A 25174-nucleotide genomic window follows, 5' to 3' on the forward strand; every position below is an offset into this window, starting at 1 on the left:
GCCTTGTGCTGCGAAAGGGCCGGTACAGCACACCACTTCCGTGTGCGCTTACGAGCTCTTCGCAGCACAAGCCTGCGCCATGGCACTGCTACCAAGCGCACACACAGCACATAATCACCAAACAGCCCATGCCCCCTGCGCTATGATCAGCCCCTAAGCCTTAGCGCCGAGTCAATTGCATGGAGCCTATGACCACCCCTAGCGCCACCCTGGACACCAGCTGCCAACCGGCCTGCCTGCGTATTACCGGTGACTGGACCCTGGCACACTACGCCAACCTCAAGCGCGAGAGCGAGCGCCTGCGCACGCAGTGCGCTGCCAACACGATCGCCGACCTCAGCCAGCTGGGCCGCCTGGACACCGCCGGTGCTTCGCTGCTGGCCGAACTGCTAGGCTCCGAGCGCCTGTCGCGCTGCACCCACGTGCTGCCTGAAGCCAGCCAGGCGCTGCTGAAGAATGTCTACTGTTCGGTCCAGGATTACTGCATCCCGGTCAAGGAGCCCGAGCGCAATGTGCTGTTGTTGCTGCTGGAGCGCATCGGCTGCGCCGTCGGCACGCTGTGGCAGGACAGCATGCAACTGCTTGGTTTCGTTGGTGTGATTCTAGAAACCCTGCTGCGCCGCGCCTTCCAGCCACATCGCTGGCGCTTCACTCCTGTGGTGGCACACATTGAACAGACCGGCCTGGATGCCGCGCCCATCGTTGCGTTGCTGACCTTTCTGGTGGGCGCCGTAGTCGCTTTTCTCGGCGCCACGGTGCTGGCCGACTTCGGCGCGACCATTTTCACCGTCGACCTGGTTGCGTTCTCGTTCCTGCGCGAGTTCGCCGTGCTGCTGACCGCCATTCTCATGGCCGGCCGCACTGCCAGCGCGTTCACCGCGCAGATCGGCTCGATGAAGGCCAACGAAGAAATTGACGCCATCCGCACGCTGGGCCTCAACCCCATGGAACTGCTGGTGGTGCCGCGGGTACTGGCCCTGCTGATTTCGCTGCCGTTGCTCACCTTTGTCGCGATGATCTGCGGCATCGTTGGCGGTGCGGTGGTATGCGCCCTGACGCTGGATATTTCGCCGGCCATGTTCCTGTCGCTGCTGCAAAGCGACATTGGCGTGCAGCACTTCCTGGTAGGCCTGGCCAAGGCACCGTTCTTCGCCTTCCTGATCGCCGCCATCGGCTGCCTGGAAGGCTTCAAGGTCAGCGGCAGCGCCGAGTCGGTGGGGGCACACACCACCTCGGCAGTGGTGCAGTCGATTTTTGTGGTCATCGTGCTGGATGCGGTGGCAGCGCTGTTCTTCATGGAGATGGGCTGGTGAGTGGCCAGGATTGCGTAATCGAAGCCCGCGGCATCTGCAACCGCTTCGGCCGCCAGGTGGTACATGAAAACCTTGACCTTGACCTGTACCGCGGCGAAATCCTCGCCGTGGTAGGCGGCTCAGGCAGCGGCAAGTCGGTGCTTCTGCGCAGCATCATTGGCCTGCGCCGGCCCAATGAAGGGCAGATCAAGGTGTTCGGCCAGAACCTGACCGGCCTGCGCGAAGAACAGCGTTCACTGGTCGAGCGGCGCTTTGGCGTGCTGTTCCAGAAGGGGGCGCTGTTCTCTTCGCTGACGGTGACCGAAAACGTGGCCTTGCCGCTAATCGAGCACGCCGGGCTGTCGCGCAATGATGCCGAGCACTTGGCCGGGGTGAAATTGGCCCTTGCCGGGTTGCCGATCTCGGCTGCCGACAAGTACCCGGCCTCGTTGTCGGGGGGCATGATCAAGCGCGCAGCGCTGGCCCGCGCCCTGGCCCTGGACCCGGACATCCTGTTCCTCGACGAACCCACGGCTGGCCTGGACCCGATCGGTGCCGCGGCATTTGACCAGTTGATCCTTACCCTGCGCGATGCTCTGGGGCTGTCGGTGTTCCTGATCACCCACGACCTCGACACCCTGTACACCATCACCGACCGCATCGCGGTGCTGTCGCAAAAGAAAGTCCTGGTGGCCGGCCCGCTGGCCGAGGTCGAGAAGACCAACGACACCTGGATCCAAGAATACTTTCACGGCCCTCGCGGGCGCGCCGCCGAACAGGCTGCCACCCGTGCCGGGCAGGAGCGCTGAGCAATGGAAACCCGAGCCCATCACGTCCTCATCGGCCTGGTCACCGTTCTGGTGGTGGCCGGGGCCATGCTGTTCGGCCTGTGGCTGGCCAAGTCCAGTGTCGACGACGCCTTCAAGGATTACGAAGTAGTGTTCAACGAAGCCGTGTCTGGCCTTTCCCGAGGCAGCACGGTGCAGTACAACGGCATCAAGGTGGGCGACGTGTCGACCCTGCGTCTGGACCCGAAAGACCCGCGCCGGGTATTGGCACGGGTGCGCCTGAGCGCCGATACCCCGGTGAAGGAAGACACCCAGGCCAAGCTGACCCTGGCCGGCGTCACCGGCAACTCATTCATCCAGCTCAGTGGCGGCACGCCGCAAAGCCCCGAGCTTAAAGGCAAGGATGGCAAGCTGCCGGTGATCATCGCTTCGCCATCGCCAATCTCGCGCCTGCTCAACGACAGCAGCGACCTGGTGACCAACATCAACATGCTGCTCCATAACGCCAACCAGATGTTCTCTGAGGACAACATAGGCCACCTCAGCAACACGCTGGCCAACCTCGACAAGACCACCGGCGCCTTTGCCGGCCAGCACGGCAGCATCGCCGAGGCCATCGAACAGCTGGTAAAGGTGGGTAATCAGGCCAGCGCCACCCTGGCCGAAACCCAGGCGCTGATGCGCAATGCCAACGGCCTGCTGGGTAGCGAAGGCAAACAGGCGATCGGTAGCGCCGAACAGGCCATGCAGTCACTGGCCCAAAGCACGGCAACCATCAATAACCTGCTCAAGAACAACAGCGAGGCTATCGGTGACGGCGCCCAGAGCCTGAACCAGCTCGCCCCGGCCATTCGTGAACTGCGCGAAACCCTTAACGCGCTCAAAGGCATTTCCCGGCAACTGGAGGCCGACCCGAGCGGCTACCTGCTTGGCCGCGACAACAACAAGGAGTTCCAGCCATGAATCTGTCGCTGCGCCTGCTGACCCTGACGGCCTCGATGAGCCTGGTCAGTGCCTGCTCGATCCTGCCGAAGAGCGAACCTGTGGACCTTTATCGCCTGCCAGTAAACCAGCCCAGCCGCACAGCGCCGCCGCTGGAGTGGTCATTGCGCCTGAACAAGCCGCTGGCCAGTGAAGTGTTGGCCGGGCCGCGCATTGCCGTCATTCCCCAAGGCGATGTGATAAGCAGTTACAAGGGCGCACGCTGGAGCGATGCGGCTCCGGTGCTGCTGCGCAACCGCCTGCTTGATGGATTCCAGCGTGACGGCCAGGTGCAGCGCCTGAGCGCTGACGACAGTAACCTGCAAGCCGACTACGAGCTGGCTGGCGAGCTGCAGGCGTTTCAGAGTGAGTACCGCCCGGGCGGGGCGGTGGAGGTGGTGATCCGCTACGATGCGCGTCTGGTTAAGGGGCGCGACCAGCGCATCCAGGCCAGCAAGCGCTTCGAGATTCGCCAGCCGCTTGCCGACAAGCAAGTGTCAGCGGTAGTCGCCGGCTTTGGTCTGGCCAGCGACCAGCTGGTGGGGCAGGTGGTGAGCTGGACCATTGCCCAGGCCAACCAGGCACAGCTGAAGGTTCAGGCGAAGAACCAGTAGCAGACGAAGATCGCCGCGACCACCCCTGAAAACTCGGCCAGCAGTGCGCAACCGACCGCATGGCGCACGCGCTGGATGCCCACGGCACCAAAGTACACGGCCAGTACGTAGAAGGTGGTTTCGGTGCTGCCCTGAATCGTCGCTGCCACCAAGGCAGGGAAACTGTCCACGCCTTGGGTCTGCATGGTCTCGATCAGCATTGCCCGCGCTGCGCTGCCAGAGAACGGCTTGACCAGCGCGGTGGGCAAGCCCTCGACGAAGCGCGTATCCAGGCCCATCCAGTTCACCGCATGGCGGATACCGTCCAGGGCCAGCTCCAGGGCACCAGAGGCGCGCAGCACACCCACCGCCACCAGCATCGCCACCAGGTAGGGCAGCAGGCTCTTGGCCACATCGAAGCCTTCCGTGGCGCCTTCGACAAAGGCTTCATACACCTTCACCCGTTTCAGGGCGCCCACCACCAGGAACAGCATGATCACGCCAAACAGCGTGAGGTTGCCCATGAGCGACGACAGGCTGGCCAGCGCGGCGGCCGACAGGGTGCCAAGAAAAGCCATGAAGCCTCCCAGCAGCAAAGCGCCGGGGATGAAGTAGGCAAGCACCACCGGGTCCCACAGACGCAAACGCTGCATCACTGCCACCGACAGCAGACCTACCAGGGTCGAGACGCTGGTCGCTAGCAGGATTGGCAGAAACACCATGGTCGGGTCTGGTGCGCCTTGCTGCGCCCGGTACATGAAGACGGTTACCGGCAGCAGGGTCAGCGACGAGGCGTTGAGCACCAGGAACAGGATCTGCGCGTTGCTCGCGGTGGTGCTGCCAGGGTTCAGCTCCTGCAGCGCGCGCATGGCCTTCAGGCCAATCGGCGTAGCGGCGTTGTCGAGTCCCAGGCCGTTGGCGGCGAAGTTCATGGTAATCAGGCCCAGGGCCGGGTGGCCGGGCGGCACCTCCGGCATCAGGCGGGCGAACAACGGGCCCAGCACCCTGGCCAACCATTCGACGATGCCGGCCTTTTCGGCGATCTTGAGAAAGCCCAGCCACAGGGTCAGTGTGCCGAACAGCAGCACCATCACCTCGACCGACAGCTTGGCCATGGCGAAGATGCTTTCGACCATTGCCGCGAAGATGCCTGCGTTGCCACCCACCAGCCATTGGGCCATGGCGGACACCGCCGCCACCAGGAAAAAGCCGAGCCAAAGGCCGTTGAGCATCCGTATGTTCCCCCTGAAAAGTGCCCGAATAATAGCGTATCGCAGCCTGTGACTGGCGATCGCGAGCCTTTGTAGGCGCGGCTCAAGATCTCGCAGATAACAAAAAGCCCCGACAAGTCGGGGCTCTTGGTCAAACAGCCATCAGGCTCAGCGCTTGGCGGTTTCTCCAACCACTGCAGCTTCCTGCTTCTCGGCCAGCAGCGAGGCGTAGTACTGCTCGCCCTTGACCGCGTCGTACATGCCTTCCCAGCGAGCAATGACCAATGCAGCCAAGGCGTTGCCCACAACGTTCAGCGCAGTTCGGGCCATGTCCATGATGCGGTCCACGCCAGCGATGAAGGCCAGGCCTTCCAGCGGAATGCCCACGCTGCCCAAGGTGGCCAGCAGTACCACGAACGATACGCCCGGCACACCCGCGATACCTTTGGAAGTGACCATTAGGGTCAGTACCAGCAGCAGCTGCTGGCTCCACGACAGGTCGATACCGTACAACTGGGCAATGAAGATCGCCGCGATGCTCTGGTACAGGGTCGAACCGTCGAGGTTGAACGAGTAGCCGGTCGGTACCACGAACGAGCAGATCGACTTTGGCGCACCGTACTTCTCCATCTTCTCGATCACCCGCGGCAGCACGGTTTCCGAGCTGGAGGTGGAGTAGGCCAGGATCAGCTCATCTTTCATGATGCGCATGATCTTGATCACCGAGAAGCCGAACAGGCGGGCAACCAGGCCCAGCACCATGAAGGCGAAGAAAGCGATGGCGAAGTACACCAGCAGCACCAGCTTGGCCAGCGGCAGCAGCGAGCTGAAACCGAAGTTGGCCACGGTCACGGCAATCAGGGCGAACACGCCGATCGGGGCATAGTTCATGATCATGTGAGTGACCTTGAACATGGTTTCCGAAACAGCCTGGAAGGTACGAACCAACGGGTCACGCAGCTCTGACTGCAGGCTCGACAGACCCAGGCCGAACATCACCGAGAAGAAGATGATCGGCAGCATTTCGCCACGCATCAGCGCTGCGAAGATGTTCGACGGAATCAGGTTGAGCAGGGTTTCGATGAACGCGTGCTCATGCTGCACTTCGGCCGCTGTCGCCTGGTACTTGGAGATGTCCACCGTGCCCAGGGTGCTCATGTCGATGCCGGCACCTGGATGGAACAGGTTGGCCAGCACCAGGCCTACGACGATGGCGATCGTGGTCACCACTTCGAAGTAGATGATGGTCTTCAGGCCGATGCTGCCCAGTTTCTTCGCGTCGCCAACACCGGCGATACCCACGATCAGCGACGAAATCACGATCGGGACGACGATCATCTTGATCAGGCGGATGAAGATGTCACCAGCGGGCTGAAGGACGTTGCTGATCCACCATGCCTTTTCTGCACTGAAATGATTCAGTAGCGCGCCGATTGCAACACCCAGGACCAGACCGATGACGATCTGCCAGGCGAGGCTCAGTTTTGCCTTCTTCATGTCTTTACCCTTTGTTTTAGTGGTCATGGCACCTGGCGGAAACACGCGTAACAGCGCCATAGGCAAGGTCACGGGCAGTAAGGGTTCCGTCAGGCGACGTCATGTAAGGACACCGCAGGCGAGCGACCGGGCGCTCTGGCCAGCGAAAAAGGCGGCAACTATTGCGACGGCAAGGGGCGAAAGCTAATGCCTGAAACGCATAGCCCATGCCGTTTATGCATACTGTTTTCGACCTAGCCGGCAGCTTCGCAAGTGCTTGATTTATAACATTCGGAATCCCGAACAAGACCAAACCGCCATATTTCGGCAGATTTGGCGGGACAGATAGGACACGAAAGATGGCCTGTTCGACAATCCGAATGGCGGAAATGCCACTTGTAGCAGCACCAGGAAGGTCGAAAAAAATTTGATGTACGGTCGAGACAAAATGTGTCCCAGGGGAAAAAACGCGCAAGGGAAGCGACGTTTCCTACATGGCTCCTCGGAAGTCAGGTCTGGCAAGGCATCCCTGTGACGCCGCCGACCTGAGACTTCCGATTCCGCCTTTCCTGACCCGGCCCATTACTGGAGGCACTCCCTGTACCCCTAGGCCACTCCGATCCTGAAACAATCAGAGCAGCCCGACCCCTTGGTCATGTGCTACCCCTCCTCGGGGCGGCGCATCATAGAAGGCTGAACTATAGAAAGCTTCAGCTTCTATTACGTGACAGTGAGTGACCTTTCATCCGTGCCGGCAATAATGCTCAGTACCAGTTCGGGTCACGTTTGAGCTGCTCCTGCAGCATTGCCTTCATGCCGTCGTCAGGTTTGCCCAGCCAGCGGTACTGCGCATGACGGGTGGGCGACTTGTCGCTCGGCAAACCTTCGGGTACCTCCACGAGCATTCCGTAGGCATCATCCTTGTCCCAACTGAACGCCACGATCAGCCGCTTGTAGGTACAGTTGTCCTGTTTTTCGCACAGCGGGCCGACCAGGTATTTGTCGCCGTCTTCCGTAACGGCAGACATCTGCTCCTGGGCACTGCCGGTCAGATTGACCACCCAATCGGGCAGGCGTTCCTCGCCTTCGAGGGTGTCCTGCCAGGTTTCCCGGTACTCCGGGTCCGAGCCGAGCAGCTGGTCGACCCGAACTTGGCCGTCATTGGCCGCCATGGCCGCCGCGCTGCCGCCCAGCAACAGGGCGGCGACCACGGCTGAACGAAGCTTCCTGCTCATCTTCAACCTCGTCCGCGTCCAAAGAAGAAGGAGGCTACAAACAACACCAGGAAGACAATGAACAGGATCTTGGCGATACCTGTAGCAGCGCCCGCGATACCACCGAAGCCCAATACGGCGGCGACAATGGCGATGATGAGGAAAGTGATAGCCCAACTCAGCATGGTAGTTCTCCTTTCTTTTTGCGGAATCGATCCGGCCGCTTGGTCAGAAAACCCAGCGTTCCTGGGGAACAACTTTTTCCACAGTGGCCGGTGAGGCAATGGCCTGGCCAGCTGGCTGCCAGTCAGCGGCCTTGACCAAGGTGTTGGCACGGGTTGCCTGAATCTGCGTCAACAGGGCAGTCTGAGCTGCCACCTGCTCAGCCAGACGCGCCGTCTGCAAGCTGTAATAGAAGAGGCCAGCGGCCAAGGTCAGCAGCATCGCCATGCCGAGTGTCAGCATCTGGCGCAAAGGCAGTGCGGCGCTCTGCGAGCGGTTGACGGATTGGCGGTTCATGCTGGCTCTCCTGCTGTAATTTTTGTTCAACCTGAACAGGTAATTGCAGCCTGCATGCCAGCCTTTTGATTTAAATAAAATCGTTATAAATCAATGAGTTAACCAATACACGAATGCATCATGAGGACGTATCCTGCACGATGGCGCCTGTACGGTCGTGCGAATTGCACGATCAGCCTTCAACCTTGGTCGCCACCTTCAGCAGGTCAGCATCCACGCCCCGTACGCCGATGATCTGCCGGGCGATCTCCACGGCGATGGTTTTCTGCTCCGCGCTAACCACTTCGCCCGAGAGCCGCACCATGCCTGCTTCGCTGGCCACCTTCAGGTTCAGGCCATCGAGGTTGCGACTGAAGCGATAGCTGCTCTGGATCTTGTCGACGATCCAGCTGTCGCTTGGCTGCGGCCCGGTTGGCGCACCCGCTGGTGTTTCCCGCGCTTTGGCCATGGCAGCGGTATCGAGGCTGACCAGGTTGTTGACCAGGTACACGCCGTCGGTAGTACGCGCTACCACGCCCGCCAACTCCTTGGCTTCGGCACTGTCGACCTTGCCACGCAACGTCACCACACCTTCACTGCTTTGTACTTCTATAGGGGCCTTTTCGGTGGTACGGCTCCACAACAGCCGAGCACGGATCACCGCCGCCAGGGTCACATCCTCCAGGCGCTGGGCGTAGGCACGCAACTCCAGTGGACGCTCCACCAGTTGGGTATTGACCTGCAGCAGGTTCTCCACCTGTTCGATGCCCCGGGTAGCGCGGGCCACGTCCTCGGCCAGCTGCCGCTCGACCTCGTTCTCCACCTCACCGGAAAGCCGCGCCTGCTTGCCGTCCACTTCAACCTTGATACGAAATGAATCAAGCATGCGGTTCAGTGACAAAGCGGTTTGCAGGGCGCCTTCCAGGCGCGCGTCCTGCACAGGGTCGGCGAATGCGGGGGTAAAGATTGGCAGCAGGGTGGCGGCCAAAACGGCTGTACGCAGGGAAAAGGGCATGACAGCGCCTCCTTCGTGGGCAAAATCTGAAAAACATCGCAACCAATGTGCCAGCGCGTGCCTCTAAGCAAATCATTGAAGAATCACGGCTTGTAGACATCGTTTGGCCACTGGCTAGCATGCAAAGGACAGAATCCTTCAGAATTGACCATGCAACTTGCCCGATTTTTCCCACACTAAATAAAGATCTTTCCCTAAGGAGCACAGGAAATGGAATCAGCCCAGGACAACCAAGGCCGCATTCTACTGGTGGATGACGAGTCCGCGATCCTGCGCACGTTCCGCTACTGCCTGGAAGACGAGGGCTACAGCGTGGCTACGGCCAACAGCGCCGCCCAGGCCGAAACCCTACTGCAGCGCCAGGTGTTCGACCTATGCTTCCTCGATTTGCGCCTGGGTGAAGACAACGGCCTCGACGTGCTGGCACAGATGCGTATCCAGGCCCCGTGGATGCGGGTGGTGATCGTCACCGCGCACTCAGCGATCGACACCGCAGTGGATGCCATCCAGGCCGGCGCTGCCGACTACCTGGTCAAGCCATGCAGCCCCGACCAGTTGCGCCTGGCCACTGCCAAGCAACTGGAGGTGCGCCAGCTTTCTGCGCGCCTGGAAGCCCTGGAAGGTGAAATACGCAAACCCAAGGACGGCCTCGATTCCCATAGCCCGGCCATGATGGCGGTGCTGGAAACCGCCCGCCAAGTCGCCATCACGGACGCCAACATCCTCATCCTTGGCGAATCTGGTACCGGCAAGGGCGAACTGGCACGGGCCATCCATGGCTGGAGCAAGCGTGCTCGTAAAGCCTGCGTGACCATCAACTGCCCGTCGCTTAACGCCGAGCTGATGGAAAGCGAGCTATTCGGCCACACCCGCGGCGCCTTCACCGGCGCCAGCGAAAGCACCCTGGGGCGGGTCAGCCAGGCTGACGGGGGCACATTGTTCCTCGACGAGATCGGCGATTTCCCGCTGACCTTGCAGCCCAAACTGCTGCGTTTCATCCAGGACAAGGAATATGAACGCGTCGGCGACCCGGTTACCCGACGTGCCGATGTACGTATCCTGGCTGCCACCAACCTCAACCTTGAAGAGATGGTGCGCGAAAGCCGCTTTCGCGAAGACCTGCTGTATCGCTTGAACGTGATTACCCTGCACCTGCCCCCGCTGCGCGAGCGCAGTGAAGACATCCTCATCCTGGCCGACCGCTTCCTTGCCCGCTTCGTCAAGGAATACTCCCGCCCCGCCCGCGGTTTCAGTGACGAGGCGCGCACCGCCCTGCTCAACTACCGCTGGCCTGGCAACATTCGCGAACTGCGCAACGTAGTGGAACGGGCCAGCATCATCTGCCCGCAGGAAAGAGTGGAAATCAGCCACCTGGGCATGGGTGAACAACCCGCCGGCAATGCCCCGCGCGTAGGTGCCGCGCTTAGCCTGGATGAGCTGGAGCGTGCCCATATCGGTGCCGTACTGGCCGCCAGCGATACCCTTGATCAAGCCGCCAAGACCTTGGGCATCGATGCTTCTACCCTGTACCGCAAGCGCAAGCAGTACAACCTATGAAATGGCCGCCCATGAAGCTGCGGACGCGGCTTTTCCTCAGCATCTCGACGCTCGTCACGGTGGCATTGCTGGGGCTGCTGCTGGGTCTGGTCAGCATGCTGCAGATGGCTACAGTGCAACAGCAACTGGTGCGCGATACCACCCATGTCCTGGAAGTGGGGCTGAAGTTGCGCCAGAACCTGGGCGAACAGCTGATGCTGATTCTCGATGAAGACACCGCCCCGGAAAGCCTGCGGCTGCTGCAGGAAAACTTCCAGGACCTGCTCAACCAAGGGCTGGAGCAAGGGGGTGAGCGCACCGGTTTCAGCAAGGCCAGCAGCAACTACCAGGCCTTCCTCCAAACCTATCGCGACAGCGCCACACCCGCTCGCAGCATGGGTGCCGATCAGCCGCTTGGGGCCGCGTTCAATCAGGTGCGCACCGACCTGATCGATTCCCACAAGCAGGCATTGGACCTGATTACCCATAGCGAGGAGCGCACCCGTGACCGCGCCTTGCTGGTCAGTGGTGTACTCGGCCTGATGGGGTTGGTGGTGTTGGTACTGGGGTTTATCACCGCTCACAATATCGCCCGGCGTTTCGGCCAGCCGATCGAAGCCTTGGCCAAGGCGGCCGACCAGCTAGGCAAGGGCAATTTCGACGTTACGTTGCCGGTTACCCAGGCCGCCGAGCTTAACCAGCTGACCCGCCGTTTTGGTCTGATGGCCGATGCCTTGCGCAAGCACCAGGCCACCAACGTTGACGAGCTGCTGGCCGGCCAGCAGCGTTTACAGGCCGTACTCGACAGCATCGACGACGGCCTGCTGATCATCGACCGCCAGGGCCGCCTCGAGCACCTCAACCCGGTGGCGCAGCGCCAGCTGGGCTGGAACGATAGCCGCGTGGGCAGCAGCCTGGTCGAAGCCCTGCAGCGACCCGAGCTTGAGCAACAACTGCGCCAGGTTCTGCGCGGGGGCAGCCTCGACCGCCCACCGGACGACCTGAACATGGAGGTCGATGACGAATCACGTCTGCTCACCTACAGCCTGACCCCGGTCAGCCACCCGCAGGGGCCAATTCTCGGCGCAGTGATGGTGCTGCACGATGTAACCGAGCAAAGGGCCTTCGAGCGAGTGCGCAGCGAATTCGTGCTGCGCGCCTCCCACGAACTGCGCACCCCGGTGACCGGCATGCACATGGCCTTCGGCCTGCTGCGCGAGCGGGTCAAGTTCCCGCCCGAAGCCCGCGAGAACGACCTGCTGGAAACCATCGGCGAAGAAATGCAGCGTCTGACCCAACTGATCAACGACCTGCTCAACTTCTCCCGTTATCAGAGCGGTTTGCAAAAGCTCGAGCTGGCCCCCTGTGCCATCGACGACCTGCTGGAGCATGCGCAATTGCGCTTTGCCGAACACGCTGCGCACAAGCAGATCGAGTTGATCAAGGAACTGGACCCGCCGCTACCGCGCATCCAGGCCGACGTCGCCCAGTTGGATCGAGTGCTGGACAACCTGCTGCACAACGCCATCCGCCATACCGCCAACGGTGGGCGCATTCGCCTGCATGCCCGACGGCATGCGGAACGGGTGATCATCAGCGTCGAGGACAATGGAGAGGGCATTTCCTATGGGCAGCAAGCGCGCATCTTCGAGCCTTTCGTGCAGGTAGGTCGCAAGAAAGGCGGTGCTGGGCTGGGGCTCGCGCTGTGCAAGGAGATTGTGCAGCTGCACGGAGGGCGTATGGGCGTGTTTTCCCGGCCGGGGCAGGGGACACAGTTCTACATGGCGTTGCCGGTCTGATTGCTTAAACGCGCCTACACCCGCCGCGGCAGGTGCCCGCGAGTCACCAACTCGGCAAACTGCCGGGCGTTCAGCGGGCGGGCGAACAACCAGCCCTGGCCATAATTGACCCCCTCGCTGTTCAGCAGCACTGCCTGGTCCTCGAACTCGATACCTTCGGCAATTACCCGCAAGTGCAAGTCATGGGCCATGCGGATGATATGCGGGGCCACGCCGCTACTGGCGGCATCGTGGCCCAGAGCGTCGATGAATGCCTTGTCGATCTTCAGGCAGTCCACTGGCAGGGTTTGCAGGTAGGCCAGGCTGCAATAACCGGTACCAAAGTCGTCGATCAGCACCTGGTGCCCCACGGCGCGTAGCGCCTGCAGATTGTCACGGGCGACCACCACGTCGATCAGGCCGCGCTCGGTCACCTCGAAGGCAATCTGGCTGGGCGCCACTCGATGCAAAGCCAACAAGCGCGCCGCCACCCGGCCAATACGTGGCACCATCACATCGCAGGCCGCCAGGTTTATCGATATGTATAGCTTGGGGTGCGAGCGCAATAGCTGGCCAAGCTGTTCAAGCACACGCTGCAGGACAAAGTCGGTGATCTGGCGAATCTGCCCGGTATTCTCCGCCAGCGGAATGAACAGGTCCGGGCTGGTCAGGGTGCCGTCCGGGCGGCGCCAGCGCACCAAGGCCTCGGCGCCCACACAGCGCCGGCTGTCGAGCTCGATGATGGGTTGGTAGAGCACCTGCAGCTCTCCTCGACGCAAGGCATTTTGCAACTCTGAGCTCATCGACCGCCGTTGCAGAATCAACTGCAGTACCAACCAACCGATGCAGCAGGCCGCCAGCACGCTGCCGGGGAACAGCAACCAGAGCATGCCGTTCATCCTCAGCGGCAGACTGGCCCTCGGGGCAATCAGCACCAACTGGTAATCCGGCGACTTGGTCGGCATTCGGTAGATCAGCCGATCACTGAGTTCCAGCAGCGACTTGTGGCTGGTCGACCAGGCCGAGGGCGGAGGCCATACCTGTGGCGGGCCAAGCACCGGAATGGCCCGGGCACCGTTATCCAGCACCACGACCAGGCTGCCGCCCGGGGGCAGGTCCACCACATCGGTCAAATGCCCACGGGAGGTGGACACCAGAAACTTGCCCCGGCCCAGCATCAGTGCTGCCAGGTTCTCGTTCGGCTCGGTGGTTGTGTTAAGCCAGTAGCTGTACGTCGGCCCCTGGATATCTGGCGCCCGCAAGGGAACGAACGCTCGCTCATCACCGCGGTTGGAGCAGGCAACATTGTCATCTACATAAGCCGCTTCATAGATGAACCGCGAGCTCAGGCCAACCTGTTGCAGGGCTGCCAGCATCGCCGGGCTGCAGCCGCGCAAGGGTTGGGCCTGCAGCAGGTCTACCCCCTCGCGCAACTGGCCGAACACCTGTTCGAGCCGGTCCAGAAAACGCTCGCCCTGGGCATTCATCTGTTCGCTTTCGCTTTGCTTCATTTGTTGCAGGGCAATGCCAATGCTGGCAGAGAGCAACACCGCGGCGCTGGCCAGCGCTGCCAAAGTGGCCAGCATCCAGGGGCGGTAAAAAATTTGGCGCAGCAAGGCAATGAAGGCTGACATCGAAGGCATCCAGTTGATAACCAAGGTATAGCAACGGAATCAATAATCACCCTCACCGTTTGGCGCTTCGCTGCAATCCACCCACGCTCTTTGTAGAGGCAGCCTTGTGGCTGCGATGAGAACGTTAATAAACCGCGTCGACCAAACCCGCCTCTTCGTAGCGCAAGGCTGCTGCAACAAGTACCTCGCCCGCCACGACTCAACGCATGCGGTTAAGTACCTGCAGCATCGCTGCTGTCTGTGCATCCGGCATGCCGTCGAAGCGCTGCGGGCGGAAGCGCATCTGGAAGGCGGCAATCACATGACGTGTGGCGACATCCAGCACGCCGGTCTGCTCGATCTGATAGCCAAACCGTGCCAGCTCCTGCTGGTACCAGCCAACGCTTGGCGGGTTGACGCTGAAGTAGGCTTGCTGCCGTGCCACGGCGTTAGCATCCGGCCAGATACCCAGCCCGGCATCGGCCAGACGCTTCCACGGGAACAATGGCCCCGGGTCCAGCTTGCGCAGCGGGGCGATGTCACTGTGGCCGATGATATGGCGTGGTTCGATGTTGTTGCGTTTGACAATGTCCTTGAGCAGCGCGATCAGCGACTGGATCTGCGCCTCGCTGTAAGGGTGCCAGACCCGGCCGTTCGGGGTGTCGGTAAAGCCCGGGTTGACGATCTCGATACCAATGGACGAGGAGTTCAGCCAGGTGCGCCCCTGCCACTGGCTATCACCGGCATGCCAGGCACGACGGTTTTCATCCACCAGTTGATACACCGTAGCCGGGCCATCGCCGATCAGGTAATGGCTGCTGACTTCACCCTGGGTAAGCAGCGCCAGGGAGCGCTCCAGCGAAGCATTGGTGTAATGCAGGACAACGAACTGGATGCGGTTGTCCTGATTGACCGAAGGGTGACTGCGGTCGATGCGCAGGCCCGTCGAGCAACCGGCGACAGACAACAGCAAAAAGGAAATCAGGGTTTTTTTAAGCGTGGAAAGCACGTCAGTGGCCTCAGCGTATGAGCGCTACAGTATAACGTGCTCACCTGCGCTGTGCCTGCCGAGGAAACGGCGGCTGGCTAGCCTTGCTCGACGCGATTACGCCCCTGATCCTTTGCCCGGTACAGCGCTGCATCGGCTCGTTTGAGCACCTGGTCGCTGCGTTCGCCAGAACGGAATGCACCCAGGCCGATGGAGGTGGTGATCACTACCCGCTCACCCTTGAAGTGGAATGGGCAGGCTTCGACTGTGGCGCGCAACACCTCGGCCATCTGCGCAGCGGCTGCGGGCGTAGTCTGCGGCAGCAGCAAGACGAATTCCTCGCCGCCAAAACGGGCGATGAAATCCCGGCCCCGCAGACGCTTGCGCAACTGGTCGGCCACGATCTTGAGGACCTTGTCCCCAGCCAGATGACCATAGTTGTCGTTGATGCGTTTGAAATGGTCCAGGTCAAGAATCGCCATCGCCAGATGACCGCCGTTTTCCTGCCAGTCAAGCATTTCGCGTTCGACTTGCTCGCTCCAGGCCGCACGGTTGGGCAAGCCGGTGAGCGGGTCCAGCAGCGCTTTCTGGCGCTGTTCTTCCAGGTGCTCGCGATAGCCAAGCGCCTCATGCTCCATGCTCGCCACCCGCTCCGACAAGCCTTGCAGGCGACCGGCCAGTTCCTGCTCGCGGCGATCACGCTCGTGCTTGTGCTCGTCCATGGTCAGCAGCAAGCCTTCCAGGCGGTTTTCCAGAATGTGCTTGAGGCTGTCTACATCGGCGGCACCTTGCACGCTGCTTTGCAGGCCGTCGACGTGCTCACGCAGTTGGCTATCCAGCTCGCGGGCAGCGGTGCTGTTGTCCGCGTGACCGGCACTGGCCTCGTGCAGGTGGCTCTGGAAACCTTCCAGGCGTTCATTGAGCTGCTGCAGGTAGGTTTCGAATTCGTGCTGGCCGCTGTCGGTGATCGCCAGCATGAGGACTGCCAAGTCATCCAGCACTGGGATCAGCTCATACCAGTTCAAGCCGCGCGCAACCCGCTCGCGCATTTCCAACGCCTGAGCCTTGTGGCGCTCGGGCAGGCTAAGGTCATCGAGCAGACCGATCAGGGTCTGCTCGATGTGCGCGGCAACCTGGCTGTAAGGCGGCTCCACTGCGTAGGGCAGGGCATAGGGGCCGTCTTCACCAAAGGTTTCTTCAAGGGCTTGTAAGGGTTCTTCCTCAGCCAATGGCTCGCTGGCGGAAACTGCAGCTTCCGGCAATAGCGCCTTGTCCCTTGGCAACGGGGCTGGCGCCATTTCGGCCGTTTCGATCAGCGCCGGGCCAAATGCCTCCAGCTCAAGCTCGGGCGCTTCGGCCACCTCGGCAGTCGGAGCAGCAGGGGCCGGCAACGGTTGTAGCGCATCGACATCATCGGGCCGCGAGGGCTCGGCACTGCCGGCTGCCTGGGGCACAACCTCGGCAGCAGGCAACGCCACCGGCGCAAGCTCTGCTCCTGCCTGTGCATCTTCCTCGCGGCTTCCGAACAACCGCTGCAGAAACCCGGGTCGGGCTTCTTCACCCGGCTTGCCAAGGGCCGACAGCGCGCGCCCCTGCAAGCCGCTCAACTCGCCCAACAGCGGCGGCAGCTCGCGTGACTGGGCAACCCCGCCGTCGAGCTTCTTCGCCAGTTTTTTCAATGGCCGCGAGATATCACTGGGCAGGGGCAGGCCTTGCAGTTGGCCAACCAGTGCGGTCAGCGCATCGCTGACTTGGTTCATGCGGGTTTCGCGACGCTGTTCGGAATCCAGTACCGCTTTCTCAAGGCGCGGAATCAAGCCGGCGAGGCCGGCGTCCATGTTGTCGCTGCGAATGACATCGCGCATTTCCTTCATGCACTCGTCTACCACCTTGTCACTGCCTTCAGCAGCCAGGGTGCTGCGCACCAGGCCTCGACGCAGCAGGTCAAGACGGGCATCCCAACGGCGTTCGAGCTTTTCTTGCTGCTCGATGCTTTTAAGGTATTTTTCTTTCCAGCGCTCAGCGTCTTCAGTCATGCCCGGGTCCGCAAACGGTGATGGCAATTAGCTCAAAACCGGCAGCGTATCCACAGTCAATGCATCAGGCAATCGAATCTCGACAGCAACGGGAAGGTGGTCCGAAATTGGCTGCGCCAGCACCTCGACACGCTCCAGCGTGAGGCTTGAACTGAGCAAAATATGATCAAGGCAACGCTGCGGTCGCCAACTGGGGAAGGTGGCCTCGACTTGCGGGGCGACCAGGCCCAGGTCGCGCAGTGGCGAATGCTCCAGCAGGTCGGTGGCATGGGTGTTCATGTCACCCATCAGCACCTGGTGACGGTAACCGCCTATTAGCTCGCGGATATAACCCAGCTGCAGGGCGCGGGTCTTGGCCCCCAATGCCAGGTGCATCATCACCACTATCAGCGCATCTTCGCCTTCGCCAAACCGCACCAGAATCGCACCTCGCCCGGCCGGGCCAGGCAACGGATGGTCTTCGAGCAGTTGCGGCTTCAGGCGGCTGAGCACACCGTTGCTGTGCTGGGCAAAACGCCCAAGGTTGCGGTTGAGCTGCTGGTACCAATAGGGGAAGGCCCCCAAGTGGGCCAGGTGTTCGACCTGGTTGACGTAGCCCGAGCGCAGGCTGCCACCATCGGCTTCCTGCAGGGCCACCAGGTCGAAGTCGCCCAGCAACCTGCCGATCTTCTGCAGGTTACCGGCACGGCCGTTATGCGGCAGCAGGTGCTGCCAGCTACGCGTCAGGTAATGGCGGTAGCGCTCGGTGCTTATGCCCACCTGGATGTTGAAACTGAGCAGCCGCAGACGACCATCCTCGGGCAGGCCCGGGGCCTGCAGGTGATGCTCGTTGACCTGCGGCTCGTGCAGGCCAATGCCACGCGTAGCTCTGAAGCGGGGCATGGGTGACGCCGCCTACTTGGCAGCGCGCTCCTTGTCGATCAGCTGGTCGGCGACATTCAGCACGCCTTCCGGTCCGCCGGCAGTCCCCAGGTCGAAGCGGTACTTGCCGTTGACGACCATGCTCGGTACGCCGGTGATTTCATACTTCTTCGCCAATTCCTTGGCCTGTTTGACCTGGCCCTTGATGGCGAACGAGTCGAAGGTGGCGAGGAACTTGTCCTTGTCCACACCTTGAGTGGCGAGGAAGTCGGCCATGTCGTTCTTGTCGGTCAGGCGCTTGTGCTGGTTCTGAATGGCATCGAACACCGCCGCGTGCACCTTGTGCTCGACGCCCATGGCTTCGAGGGTCAGGAACATCTGGCCGTGTGCATCCCACGGGCCACCGAACATGGCCGGTACGCGCTTGAAGTTGACGTCCTTGGGCAGCTTCTCAGCCCAAGGGTTGATGGTCGGCTCGAAGTGGTAGCAATGTGGGCAGCCGTACCAGAACAGCTCGACGACTTCGATCTTGCCAGGCACGGAAACCGGAACAGGGTTGCTCAGCTCGATGTATTCCTTGCCGGCGACAGGCTCGGCGGCCTGAACGGCAGTCATACCGAATACGCTGGCGGCGACCAGCGCAGCGCTGAGAATCAGTTTACGCATGCTTTACTCCTGAGCAGTCATGGGTCGCCACGACGCGACCTGCACTGAGACAGGCCGGGAAGGGCTCGAGTTCTGTAGTGTAACGGCTGCGGACTGAAAAAAGGGCAGCCCGGCCGCCCTTTCATCATTGACCTACAACATTAACCGAAAGTTAATGCAGGCCCTGGATGTAGCTGGCCAACGCTTCGATGTCATGGTTGCTCAGCTTGCCAGCGATGGTGCGCATGGTCATGGCATCGCCATCGTTGGTGCGGTTGCCTTCGCGGAAATCAGTGAGCTGCTTGGCCACGTACTGCGAGTGCTGCCCGCCCAGGTGCGGGAAGCCGGCCAGGGCGATGCCCGCGCCGTTAGGCGAGTGGCAGCCAGTGCAGGCCGGCATGCCCTTTTCCAGGTCGCCACCATTGAACAGCGCACGGCCGCGCTCGACCAGTTTGGGATCGGCGGCACCCACGCTGCCTTTCTGGCTGGAGAAGTAGGCGGCGATATCGGCCAGATCCTGGTCGCTGAATGCGGCCAGCATGCCGGTCATTTCCAGCACGGTACGCTTGCCCGACTTGATATCGTGCAGTTGTTTTTCGAGATAGCGCTGGCCTTGGCCGGCCAGTTTCGGGAAGTTCGGTGCCAGGCTGTTGCCGTCAGGATTGTGGCAGGCGCCACAGACGGCGGTCTTGGCCTGGCCAGCGGCGGCATCGCCTTTGATAGGTTGCGCAGCAGTGGCCGCACCAGCGACACCCAGGGTCAACAGCAGACTCACGACTAGTTTGTTCATCAGCTAATCCAACACGGCTAAGGGTGAAATGTTATGTATCGGGACTGCCGCTCATCCAAAGGATGACCAAACGGTAGTCCTCGGCACTGCAGTCCATGCACAATCCACGCGGCGGCATAGCCTTGAAACCCTGGGTCACGTGCTTCACCAGTACATCCATGCCTTGCGCCAGCCTTGGCTCCCATGCTGCCCGGTCACCCCGTCTGGGTGCCTGTGGCAACTGCCCGGTGTGGCAGGCCGCACACGTGCGGTTGTACAACACCTCGGGATCCTGTGTAGCCTGTGCGCTGAAAAACGGCAGGAACATACCGACAGCAAGCAGCCATTTCGCCATGCGGAACGACCTTCAGGGTTGGGGGCCGCGCTGCGTTCTGTTGCGCGAGCTATTGTTCGACACCCCATGCCCGTTCTCCTTCGCTGGGAGAATGAGCACACAAAAACTGGGGCATTATATACTTCCGCCATCCAAACGGAAACGACACCGCTTGCCAGGCTTGGCTCTACAAAGTCAGGCAACACCCACATCGGATATCCCATGCAAGTCAAGAACCCCATCCTCGGCCTCTGCCAGAAAGCCAAATTCGCCCTCAGCGCAGCCAAGGTCGAACAATGCCCGGACGACCAGGGCTACGAGGTGGCTTTTGCCGGCCGTTCCAACGCCGGCAAATCCAGCGCCCTCAATACCCTGACTCATGCCAGCCTGGCGCGTACCTCGAAAACTCCCGGACGCACCCAGCTGTTGAATTTCTTCAGTCTGGACGATGAACGGCGTTTGGTCGACCTGCCGGGCTATGGTTATGCAAAAGTCCCGATTCCGCTCAAGCAGCACTGGCAGAAACACCTGGAAGCCTACCTGGGCAGCCGTGAGTGCCTGCGTGGCGTGATCCTGATGATGGACGTGCGTCACCCGATGACCGACTTCGACAAGATGATGCTCGACTGGGCCAAGGCCAGCAGCATGCCGATGCACATCCTGCTGACCAAGGCCGACAAGCTGACCCACGGCGCGGGCAAGAACACACTGCTGAAAGTACAGTCGGAAATCCGCAAGGGCTGGGGGGATGGCGTGACCATCCAGCTGTTCTCGGCACCCAAGCGCCTGGGCGTGGAAGACGCCTACCGAGTGCTGGCAGACTGGATGGAACTGGAAGACAAGCCGGTCATTTAATGCTTTGCGCCTGACCCGTAGGAGCGGGTTTGCCCGCAAAAGGGCCGGGCCTGCTCTCCACCCGCCGTTCACCGTTGCCGCCACTACCGTATTCGCGGGTAAACCCGCTCCTACACCTGATCGGGGTTGGACACGCTTTGGTGATTGGGCGCAGGCCCTTGTAGGCGCGGGCTTACCCGCGAATGCAGCGGTGAATTCGACAGCGCATTCGCGGGTAAACCCGCGCCTACGGAGGCTCAGTACAAGCCATCCGGCAAATTCCGGGCAAAAAAAACCCCGGACTTCGTATGGGGAGGGGGAAGTTCGGGGTCCAAGTCCGGACCGCTAGGGCGGGGTCCAGATATCTGCCAACACTTAACACAACATAGGAGCATCGAAGGGCTTCACCAGCCATTCAGTTACTCTGAGTTCCGCTTCACCGGTTTAGTTCCGAAGCCCACAAAACTATTTGCGATAGTTTCATGAAACTTAAGCACCCACAGCACTGAGCGGTGCTCGGATCCGCGTCACTACGCCGCAGATCCTACACAGTTTTACCTGCTCAATCAGTGAGCTTCGTCCCAATTCGCACCAACGCCTGCTTCGACAAGCAGCGGCACATCCAGCTGCGCGGCCTGGCTCATGTGCTGGCGAATTTCATCTTTCACCTGCTCCACCAGGTCCTCGCGTACCTCAAGCACCAGTTCGTCGTGCACCTGAAGGATCACCCGGGCATCCAGCCCGCTCTCGCTCAACCAGTTATCTACTTTGACCATGGCCCGCTTGATGATGTCGGCAGCAGTACCCTGCATCGGGGCGTTGATCGCCGTGCGCTCGGCGCCCTTGCGCAGGGCAGGGTTCTTGGCATTGATGTCTGGCAAGTACAGCCGGCGGCCAAACAGGGTTTCGACAAAGCCTTGCTCGGCCGCCTGGGCGCGGGTGCGCTCCATATAGGCCAGCACGCCCGGGTAGCGGGCGAAATAACGGTCGATGTAGTCCTGTGACTGCTTGCGGTCGACGCCGATCTGCTTGGCCAGGCCAAAGGCGCTCATGCCGTAAATCAGGCCGAAGTTGATGGCCTTGGCGCTGCGGCGCTGGTCGGTGGTCACGTCTTCCAGAGCCACACCGAACACTTCGGCTGCCGTGGCGCGGTGCACGTCCAGGTCATTGCGGAAGGCATGCAGCAAGCCTTCGTCCTTGGCCAGGTGGGCCATGATGCGCAGCTCGATCTGTGAATAGTCCGCCGCCAGAAGCTTGTAACCCGGACTGGCGACGAACGCCTGGCGAATACGCCGCCCTTCAGCGGTGCGGATCGGAATGTTCTGCAGGTTCGGGTCGCTCGACGACAACCGGCCGGTGGCCGCCACCGCCTGCTGGTAGGACGTGTGGATGCGCCCGGTGCGCGGGTTGATCTGCCCCGGTAACTTGTCGGTGTAGGTGCTCTTGAGCTTACTCAGGCTGCGGTACTGCATCAGCACCTCTGGCAGCGGGTAGCCTTGTTCGGCCAGTTCGTCGAGCACTGCTTCGGCGGTGGATGGCTGGCCCTTGGCGGTCTTGCTCAGCACCGGCATGCCCAGCTTGTCGTAAAGAATCGTGCCCAGCTGCTTGGGCGAGCCGAGGTTGAACGTCTCACCGGCGAGCTCGTAGGCACGCAGCTCCAGCTCAGCCATCTTCACGCCCAGCTCACCGCTCTGTACCTTCAACAGCTCGGCATCGACCAGCGCACCCTGGCGCTCGATCCTGGCCAGCACCGGCACCAGCGGCATCTCGATATCCGTCAGCACCGGTTGCACGCTCGGCGTCTGTGCCAGGCGGGCCTGCAATGCATGGTGCAGGCGCAGCGTGATGTCGGCGTCTTCGGCGGCGTAAGGGCCGGCCTTGTCCAGGGTGATCTGGTTGAAGGTAAGCTGCTTGGCACCCTTGCCGGCGATGTCCTCGAAGGCGATCGTGGTGTGGTCGAGGTACTTCTGCGCCAGGCTGTCCATGTCATGACGGGTGGCCGTGGAGTTCAGCACGTACGACTCGAGCATGGTGTCATAGGCCACGCCGCGCATCTCGATGGCGGGGGAGCCATTGGCGAGGATGTTAATGTCGTACTTGGCGTTCTGCCCGACCTTGGCCTTGGCCGGGTCCTCCAGCAAGGGCTTCAGCGCCAACAGCACGGCCTCGCGATCCAGCTGGACCGGCGCGCCTTCATAATCGTGGGCCAGCGGCACATAGGCCGCTTCGTGCGGCTCGACAGCGAAGGACAGGCCGACCAACTGCGCCTGCTGGGCGTCCAGGCCGGTGGTCTCGGTGTCGAAGGCGAACAGCGGTGCCTGGCGCAGCTTCTCCAGCCAGGCGTCGAAACGGGCCTGGTCGAGGATGGTTTCGTATTTGGGCTCGACCTTGGCCGCAGGCTCCACGGCCGGGGCAACATCATCACCGGCCTTGGCGGCATCGCGCTGCACTTCGGCGACCCAGCTCTTGAACTCCATCTCGGTGTACAACGCCAGCAACGCCTCGCGGTCAGGTTCACCGCACACCAGCGCCTCGACCTCGACATCCAGCGGCACGTCAACCTTGATGGTGGCCAGCTCGTAGGACAGGAATGCCGCGTCGCGGTGCTCCTCCAGTTTGGCCGGCAAGGTCTTGGCGCCGCGAATGGCCAGCGTTGGTACCTTGTCCAGGTTGGCGTAAAGGTCGCTGAGACCGCCGCCGATGCCGGTCAGCAGCCCCACCGCCGTTTTTTCGCCCACGCCCGGCACGCCCGGGATGTTGTCGACCTTGTCACCCATCAGGGCCAGGAAGTCGATGATGTGTTCCGGGCCGACGCCGAACTTCTCGTGCACGCCAGCCACGTCCAGCACGCTTCCGGTCATGGTGTTGACCAAGGTAATGTGCCCGTCCACCAGCTGCGCCATGTCCTTGTCACCGGTCGAGATGATCACCGGGCGACCCAGGGCGGCGCTGCTGCGCGCCAAGGTGCCGATCACGTCGTCAGCCTCGACACCCTCCACGCACAGCAGCGGGTAGCCCAGCGCCTTGACGCTGGCGTGCAGCGGTTCGATCTGTACCCGCAGGTCATCCGGCATGCTGGGGCGGTTGGCCTTGTACTCGGCGAACATGGCATCGCGGAAAGTGCCGCCCTTGGCGTCGAACACCACGGCGAACAGGCTGTCGGGATATTGCTTGCGCAGGCTCTTGAGCATGTTCAGCACACCCTTCACCGCACCGGTCGGCATGCCCTTGGACGTGGTCAGCGGTGGCAGCGCGTGGAAGGCGCGATAAAGGTAGGAGGAACCGTCCACCAGGACGAGGGGCGCTTGGCTCATGAGCAGAATCAACCTTTTCGACGGGTCCGGCGCTAGAATAGCCAGAATCATTGACGACAAAGGGACTAGGTTATCATGCGCACACTCAATCGCCTGTTACTGCTCGGCCTGTTGGCAACCACGCCTGTCGTCACCCTGGCGGCGGACGACGCCCCCTCGGCCGATCCCGAGGTGACCATTCGCACGGAAGGCGATAAAACCATCCAGGAATACCGGCAAAACGGCTTCCTGTATGCGATCAAGATCACGCCGAAAAACGGCAAGCCTTACTTTCTGGTACGCGCTGATGGCACTGATGCCAATTTCATTCGATCCGACCAGCCGGACATGCTGATTCCGTCCTGGAAGATCTTCGAGTGGTAAGCTGACGCGCACCGTTCACATCAACCCGGCACTTCCCGGCGGAAGTGCCCGTATGGGCATTTTTTCATCATGTCAGTCTTCACCCCCGTGACCCGGCCTGAGCTGGAAACCTTTCTGGCGCCGTACGAGCTGGGCCGTCTGCTCGACTTCCAGGGCATTGCCGCCGGTACCGAGAACAGCAATTTCTTCGTCAGCCTCGAACAGGGGGAGTTCGTCCTGACGCTGATCGAGCGTGGGCCCAGCGAGGACATGCCGTTCTTCATCGAGCTGCTCGATACCCTGCACGGTGCCGACATGCCGGTGCCCTATGCCATTCGTGATCGCGACGGCAACGGCCTGCGCGAGCTGTGCGGCAAGCCGGCATTGCTGCAGCCCAGGCTGTCGGGCAAACACATCAAGGCACCCAACAACCAGCACTGCGCCCAGGTCGGCGAGCTACTGGCACACATTCACCTGGCCACCCGAGAGCACATCATCGAGCGCCGCACCGACCGCGGCCTGGACTGGATGCTGGCCTCGGGTGCCGAGCTACTGCCACGCCTGACTGCGGAGCAAGCCGCATTGCTGCAGCCGGCGCTGGACGAAATCAGCGCACATAAGGCGCAGATCCTGGCCTTGCCGCGGGCCAACCTGCATGCCGACCTGTTCCGCGACAACGTGATGTTCGAAGGCACCCACCTGACCGGTGTGATCGACTTCTACAATGCCTGCTCCGGGCCGATGCTGTATGACATTGCCATCACCGTGAACGACTGGTGCCTGGATGAGCAGGGAGCGGTGGATGTACCACGCGCCCAGGCACTGCTGGCAGCCTATGCGGCGCTGCGGCCGTTCACTGCAGCCGAAGCCGAGCTGTGGCCGGAAATGTTGAGGGTAGGCTGCGTACGTTTCTGGCTGTCGCGCCTGATTGCCGCCGAATCGTTTGCCGGGATGGATGTGATGATCCACGATCCGAGCGAGTTTGAAGTACGTCTGGCGCAGCGCCAGCAGGTGGCTTTGCACCTGCCGTTCGCGCTGTAGACCGCGTCTGCTTCT

At 61.6% G+C, this 25174-nt stretch carries 23 protein-coding genes; 9 read left to right on the plus strand and 14 right to left on the minus strand.

Annotated elements, in window-relative coordinates:
* Window positions 1-179 precede the first annotated feature (179 nt).
* From AA098_RS26940 to AA098_RS26955, 4 genes are read left to right on the plus strand one after another with little or no spacing between them, the layout of a single operon-like run.
* A complete protein-coding gene (locus AA098_RS26940; protein ID WP_019750146.1) occupies window positions 180-1313 on the plus strand; it encodes an ABC transporter permease in 1134 nt (377 codons plus the stop codon).
* On the plus strand, window positions 1310-2101 hold the full coding sequence (locus AA098_RS26945; protein WP_064615128.1) for an ABC transporter ATP-binding protein: 792 nt from the start codon (window positions 1310-1312) through the stop codon (window positions 2099-2101). Before AA098_RS26940 ends, AA098_RS26945 begins: the two co-directional genes overlap by 4 nt.
* Window positions 2102-2104: 3 nt before the next feature.
* Window positions 2105-3043, plus strand: a complete 939-nt coding sequence (locus AA098_RS26950; RefSeq protein ID WP_003252951.1) for an MlaD family protein — start codon at window positions 2105-2107, stop codon at window positions 3041-3043.
* The gene (locus AA098_RS26955; RefSeq protein WP_003252953.1) at window positions 3040-3675 is read left to right on the plus strand and encodes an ABC-type transport auxiliary lipoprotein family protein; all 636 of its coding nucleotides are present in this window, start codon (window positions 3040-3042) and stop codon (window positions 3673-3675) included. The genes AA098_RS26950 and AA098_RS26955 overlap by 4 nt, the downstream gene beginning before the upstream one ends.
* Here the strand turns inward: AA098_RS26955 and AA098_RS26960 are convergent.
* From AA098_RS26960 to AA098_RS26985, 6 genes are all read right to left on the minus strand, one after another.
* Entirely contained in the window at window positions 3657-4886 is a 1230-nt protein-coding gene (locus tag AA098_RS26960) for a nucleoside recognition domain-containing protein (protein WP_003252955.1), read from the minus strand. The two genes, AA098_RS26955 and AA098_RS26960, sit on opposite strands and share 19 nt — an antisense overlap.
* A 147-nt stretch (window positions 4887-5033) precedes the next feature.
* Window positions 5034-6362 carry a glutamate/aspartate:proton symporter GltP gene (gltP, locus tag AA098_RS26965; protein WP_003252957.1) on the minus strand — a complete coding sequence of 443 codons (1329 nt, stop codon included), beginning with the start codon at window positions 6360-6362 and terminating at the stop codon, window positions 5034-5036.
* A 743-nt stretch (window positions 6363-7105) separates the two neighbouring features.
* A complete protein-coding gene (locus AA098_RS26970; RefSeq protein WP_004575249.1) occupies window positions 7106-7576 on the minus strand; it encodes an inhibitor of vertebrate lysozyme family protein in 471 nt (156 codons plus the stop codon).
* Window positions 7577-7578: 2 nt separating this feature from the next.
* Entirely contained in the window at window positions 7579-7740 is a 162-nt protein-coding gene (locus AA098_RS26975; RefSeq protein ID WP_003252966.1) for a DUF1328 domain-containing protein, read from the minus strand.
* 43 nt (window positions 7741-7783) lie between these two features.
* Window positions 7784-8074, minus strand: a complete 291-nt coding sequence (locus AA098_RS26980) for a hypothetical protein (RefSeq protein ID WP_003252968.1) — start codon at window positions 8072-8074, stop codon at window positions 7784-7786.
* 172 nt (window positions 8075-8246) lie between these two features.
* On the minus strand, window positions 8247-9068 hold the full coding sequence (locus AA098_RS26985) for a BON domain-containing protein (RefSeq protein ID WP_003252970.1): 822 nt from the start codon (window positions 9066-9068) through the stop codon (window positions 8247-8249).
* A 210-nt stretch (window positions 9069-9278) separates the two neighbouring features.
* Between AA098_RS26985 and algB the strand changes: the two genes are divergently transcribed.
* Window positions 9279-10625: a sigma-54-dependent response regulator transcription factor AlgB gene (gene algB, locus AA098_RS26990; RefSeq protein ID WP_014589262.1), complete on the plus strand. Its 1347-nt coding sequence runs from the start codon at window positions 9279-9281 to the stop codon at window positions 10623-10625.
* Window positions 10622-12403, plus strand: coding sequence for a KinB sensor domain-containing domain (locus AA098_RS26995; protein ID WP_003252975.1), 1782 nt, complete (start codon window positions 10622-10624; stop codon window positions 12401-12403). Before algB ends, AA098_RS26995 begins: the two co-directional genes overlap by 4 nt.
* A gap of 14 nt (window positions 12404-12417) precedes the next feature.
* Here the strand turns inward: AA098_RS26995 and AA098_RS27000 are convergent, their stop codons facing one another.
* The 7 genes from AA098_RS27000 to AA098_RS27030 form a co-directional block, all read right to left on the minus strand.
* Entirely contained in the window at window positions 12418-14016 is a 1599-nt protein-coding gene (locus AA098_RS27000; protein ID WP_003252978.1) for an EAL domain-containing protein, read from the minus strand.
* A gap of 199 nt (window positions 14017-14215) precedes the next feature.
* Window positions 14216-15004, minus strand: coding sequence for an N-acetylmuramoyl-L-alanine amidase (locus AA098_RS27005; protein ID WP_014861523.1), 789 nt, complete (start codon window positions 15002-15004; stop codon window positions 14216-14218).
* Between the two features lie 77 nt (window positions 15005-15081).
* A complete protein-coding gene (locus AA098_RS27010; RefSeq protein ID WP_064615129.1) occupies window positions 15082-17019 on the minus strand; it encodes a GGDEF domain-containing protein in 1938 nt (645 codons plus the stop codon).
* A 27-nt stretch (window positions 17020-17046) separates the two neighbouring features.
* Window positions 17047-17901, minus strand: a complete 855-nt coding sequence (locus AA098_RS27015; protein WP_003252985.1) for an endonuclease/exonuclease/phosphatase family protein — start codon at window positions 17899-17901, stop codon at window positions 17047-17049.
* 12 nt (window positions 17902-17913) lie between these two features.
* Window positions 17914-18546: a thiol:disulfide interchange protein DsbA gene (gene dsbA / locus AA098_RS27020; RefSeq protein WP_003252987.1), complete on the minus strand. Its 633-nt coding sequence runs from the start codon at window positions 18544-18546 to the stop codon at window positions 17914-17916.
* Between the two features lie 151 nt (window positions 18547-18697).
* Entirely contained in the window at window positions 18698-19315 is a 618-nt protein-coding gene (locus tag AA098_RS27025; RefSeq protein ID WP_003252989.1) for a cytochrome c, read from the minus strand.
* Between the two features lie 31 nt (window positions 19316-19346).
* Window positions 19347-19649: a cytochrome c5 family protein gene (locus AA098_RS27030; protein WP_003252992.1), complete on the minus strand. Its 303-nt coding sequence runs from the start codon at window positions 19647-19649 to the stop codon at window positions 19347-19349.
* 201 nt (window positions 19650-19850) lie between these two features.
* Between AA098_RS27030 and yihA the strand changes: the two genes are divergently transcribed.
* On the plus strand, window positions 19851-20483 hold the full coding sequence (yihA, locus tag AA098_RS27035) for a ribosome biogenesis GTP-binding protein YihA/YsxC (protein WP_003252993.1): 633 nt from the start codon (window positions 19851-19853) through the stop codon (window positions 20481-20483).
* A 545-nt stretch (window positions 20484-21028) separates the two neighbouring features.
* Here yihA and polA read toward each other — a convergent pair.
* A complete protein-coding gene (gene polA, locus AA098_RS27040) occupies window positions 21029-23776 on the minus strand; it encodes a DNA polymerase I (protein WP_064615130.1) in 2748 nt (915 codons plus the stop codon).
* A gap of 75 nt (window positions 23777-23851) precedes the next feature.
* Here polA and AA098_RS27045 point away from each other — a divergent pair, with 75 nt between their 5' ends.
* Together AA098_RS27045 and AA098_RS27050 are read left to right on the plus strand one after the other, a co-directional pair.
* Window positions 23852-24139, plus strand: coding sequence for a DUF2782 domain-containing protein (locus AA098_RS27045; protein ID WP_003252997.1), 288 nt, complete (start codon window positions 23852-23854; stop codon window positions 24137-24139).
* Between the two features lie 69 nt (window positions 24140-24208).
* On the plus strand, window positions 24209-25159 hold the full coding sequence (locus tag AA098_RS27050; protein ID WP_003252998.1) for a homoserine kinase: 951 nt from the start codon (window positions 24209-24211) through the stop codon (window positions 25157-25159).
* The last annotated feature ends 15 nt before the right edge of the window (window positions 25160-25174 follow it).

Source organism: Pseudomonas sp. JY-Q, from assembly GCF_001655295.1.
GTDB classification, from domain to species: domain Bacteria; phylum Pseudomonadota; class Gammaproteobacteria; order Pseudomonadales; family Pseudomonadaceae; genus Aquipseudomonas; species Aquipseudomonas alloputida.

Excerpts from the sequence above, each read along its gene's own strand:
- AA098_RS26975 (WP_003252966.1), bottom strand. The coding sequence starts at position 7,740 with ATGCTGAGTTGGGCTATCACTTTCCTCATCATCGCCATTGTCGCCGCC.
- AA098_RS27000 (WP_003252978.1), bottom strand. The coding sequence starts at position 14,016 with ATGTCAGCCTTCATTGCCTTGCTGCGCCAAATTTTTTACCGCCCCTGG.
- AA098_RS26985 (WP_003252970.1), bottom strand. The coding sequence starts at position 9,068 with ATGCCCTTTTCCCTGCGTACAGCCGTTTTGGCCGCCACCCTGCTGCCA.
- AA098_RS27030 (WP_003252992.1), bottom strand. The coding sequence starts at position 19,649 with ATGGCGAAATGGCTGCTTGCTGTCGGTATGTTCCTGCCGTTTTTCAGC.
- algB (WP_014589262.1), top strand. The coding sequence starts at position 9,279 with ATGGAATCAGCCCAGGACAACCAAGGCCGCATTCTACTGGTGGATGAC.
- AA098_RS26955 (WP_003252953.1), top strand. The coding sequence starts at position 3,040 with ATGAATCTGTCGCTGCGCCTGCTGACCCTGACGGCCTCGATGAGCCTG.
- gltP (WP_003252957.1), bottom strand. The coding sequence starts at position 6,362 with ATGAAGAAGGCAAAACTGAGCCTCGCCTGGCAGATCGTCATCGGTCTG.
- AA098_RS26995 (WP_003252975.1), top strand. The coding sequence starts at position 10,622 with ATGAAATGGCCGCCCATGAAGCTGCGGACGCGGCTTTTCCTCAGCATC.
- AA098_RS27050 (WP_003252998.1), top strand. The coding sequence starts at position 24,209 with ATGTCAGTCTTCACCCCCGTGACCCGGCCTGAGCTGGAAACCTTTCTG.
- dsbA (WP_003252987.1), bottom strand. The coding sequence starts at position 18,546 with ATGCGTAAACTGATTCTCAGCGCTGCGCTGGTCGCCGCCAGCGTATTC.
- AA098_RS26950 (WP_003252951.1), top strand. The coding sequence starts at position 2,105 with ATGGAAACCCGAGCCCATCACGTCCTCATCGGCCTGGTCACCGTTCTG.
- AA098_RS26960 (WP_003252955.1), bottom strand. The coding sequence starts at position 4,886 with ATGCTCAACGGCCTTTGGCTCGGCTTTTTCCTGGTGGCGGCGGTGTCC.
- AA098_RS27045 (WP_003252997.1), top strand. The coding sequence starts at position 23,852 with ATGCGCACACTCAATCGCCTGTTACTGCTCGGCCTGTTGGCAACCACG.
- AA098_RS26970 (WP_004575249.1), bottom strand. The coding sequence starts at position 7,576 with ATGAGCAGGAAGCTTCGTTCAGCCGTGGTCGCCGCCCTGTTGCTGGGC.
- polA (WP_064615130.1), bottom strand. The coding sequence starts at position 23,776 with ATGAGCCAAGCGCCCCTCGTCCTGGTGGACGGTTCCTCCTACCTTTAT.
- AA098_RS27025 (WP_003252989.1), bottom strand. The coding sequence starts at position 19,315 with ATGAACAAACTAGTCGTGAGTCTGCTGTTGACCCTGGGTGTCGCTGGT.
- AA098_RS26940 (WP_019750146.1), top strand. The coding sequence starts at position 180 with ATGGAGCCTATGACCACCCCTAGCGCCACCCTGGACACCAGCTGCCAA.
- AA098_RS27010 (WP_064615129.1), bottom strand. The coding sequence starts at position 17,019 with ATGACTGAAGACGCTGAGCGCTGGAAAGAAAAATACCTTAAAAGCATC.
- yihA (WP_003252993.1), top strand. The coding sequence starts at position 19,851 with ATGCAAGTCAAGAACCCCATCCTCGGCCTCTGCCAGAAAGCCAAATTC.
- AA098_RS26980 (WP_003252968.1), bottom strand. The coding sequence starts at position 8,074 with ATGAACCGCCAATCCGTCAACCGCTCGCAGAGCGCCGCACTGCCTTTG.
- AA098_RS27015 (WP_003252985.1), bottom strand. The coding sequence starts at position 17,901 with ATGCCCCGCTTCAGAGCTACGCGTGGCATTGGCCTGCACGAGCCGCAG.